The sequence below is a fragment of the Microbacterium sp. zg.Y909 genome, assembly GCF_024626565.1.
The window spans coordinates 1-1,907 of the sequence record NZ_JANJFJ010000585.1; the positions used below are offsets into that span (position 1 = coordinate 1).

Sequence of the window (1,907 nt, forward strand, 5' to 3'; positions counted from 1 at the left end):
GATCTCGATGACGGCGTCGTACGCGCCCATACTGGTGCTCCTTCAGACGTGGGTGGGATGCGGCGACCAGCCTAGTCGGGCGGCGTTCGCACCATAACTCCGGTGGACCGGGGTGTTCGGCGGCTGCCGGCCCCGGCTCGGGCGATTCGGGCTGAGTTGCGGACGGCCCGGCGGGTGCTGTCGGTAGGTCCGCGTGCACAACGTCGCCCAACCGCGCGCCAGGGCGCCGCGCGGGCGCTGTCGGCGCTGGTGGTCGTCACATCGGCGACGTTGGGCACGCCGGCCGGGCGGGACGGCGGCGTCACGGGACGCGGCCGCGGCGGCTACCGTGGTCGCGTGCCGTCCCTGAGTCCTGCTGTCGCCGAGACCCGCCGCGCCGTCCGCGCCGCGCTGCAGCCCTTTGCCGGCGGTGGCGAGGTGGTCGTCGCCCTGAGCGGCGGCGCCGACTCGCTCGCCCTCGCCGCCGCGACGGCGTTCGAGGCGCCGAAGCTGGGGCTCCGGGTGACCAGCATCACGGTGGACCACGGGCTGCAGCCCGGTTCGCACGAGACCGCTGCCCGCGCGGCGGCGGCCGCCACGGCACTCGGAATCGAGGCCGCCGTCGTGCGGGTGACGGTCGACCCGACCGCCCAGGGAGGCCCAGAAGCCGCCGCCCGCGACGCCCGCTATGCGGCGCTCGCCGATGCCGCCGCCGCGCGCGGCGCCGAGGCGGTGCTGCTCGGCCACACCCTCGACGACCAAGCGGAGACGGTGCTGCTCGGCCTCGCCCGCGGCTCGGGCGCCGCGAGCCTGGCGGGCATGGCGCCCGAGCGCCGCGACGAGGCGACCGGCACCCGGTGGCTGCGCCCGCTGCTGGCGGTGCGCCGTCAGACCACCCGGGCCGCCTGCGCGGCTGCCGGGCTCGAGCCGTGGGACGACCCCCACAACACCGACCCCCGCTTCGCACGGGTGCGGGTGCGCGAGCGGGTGCTGCCGCTGCTCGAGACCGAGCTCGGGCCCGGCATCGCCGAGGCGCTCGCCCGCACCGCCGAGCAGCTGCGCGAAGACGCCGAGGCGTTCGCCCGCATGATCGACGAGACGATCGAGGACATCGTCGAGCCGGCAGAGGCCGGCATCGCGGTGTCGGTCGCCGCCCTCGCGGCCAACCCGCCGGCCCTGCGCAACCGCATCATCCGGCACGTCGTGGCCAGCGAGTTCGGGCAGTCCCTCACCAGGTCGCAGACCCTCGAAGTCGCGCGCCTGGTCACCGACTGGTCCGGACAGGGACCGATCGACCTGCCGGGATGCCACGCCCGCCGCCGCGGACCGGTGGTGGAGTTCACCGCGGGACCCGAGGGAATCTAGACTCGACGCATGCGTGCCGCTGACATCTCGGACCAGCTTTCCACCATCCTCGTCACCGAGGAGGAGATCCAGCAGAAGCTCCGCGACCTCGCCGCCAGGGTCGACGCGGACTATGCCGGCAAGGACCTGCTGCTGGTGGGCGTGCTCAAGGGCGCCGTCATGGTGATGGCCGATTTCGCGCGGTCGCTGCAGAGCGACGTCATGATGGACTGGATGGCCGTGTCGTCATACGGCGCCGGCACCAAGTCCAGCGGCGTCGTGCAGATCCGCAAGGACCTCGACACCGACTTGCACGGCAAGCACGTTCTCATCGTCGAGGACATCATCGACTCGGGGCTGACCCTCAGCTGGCTGCTGGAGAACTTCGCCTCACGCGGTGCCGAGTCCATCGAGGTGCTGGCGCTGCTGCGCAAGCCCGAGGCGGCCAAGGTGAAGATCGACTGCAAGTACGTGGGCTTCGACATCCCGAACGAGTTCGTCGTCGGCTATGGCCTCGACTACGCCGAGCGCTACCGCAACCTGCGCGACGTCGCGGTGCTCGCCCCGCACGTCTACGCCTGAGC

The 1,907-nt window shown here is 72.9% G+C and carries 2 protein-coding genes; both read left to right on the forward strand.

Going from position 1 to position 1,907, the window contains the following annotated elements:
• The first annotated feature begins 336 nt into the window (after positions 1-336).
• Positions 337-1,344 (forward strand): tRNA lysidine(34) synthetase TilS, encoded by a 1,008-nt coding sequence (tilS, locus tag NQ160_RS23120; protein ID WP_257517357.1) that lies wholly within the window; start codon positions 337-339, stop codon positions 1,342-1,344.
• Positions 1,345-1,353: 9 nt separating this feature from the next.
• Positions 1,354-1,905 carry a hypoxanthine phosphoribosyltransferase gene (gene hpt, locus NQ160_RS23125; RefSeq protein WP_257517358.1) on the forward strand — a complete coding sequence of 184 codons (552 nt, stop codon included), beginning with the start codon at positions 1,354-1,356 and terminating at the stop codon, positions 1,903-1,905.
• Positions 1,906-1,907 lie beyond the last annotated feature (2 nt).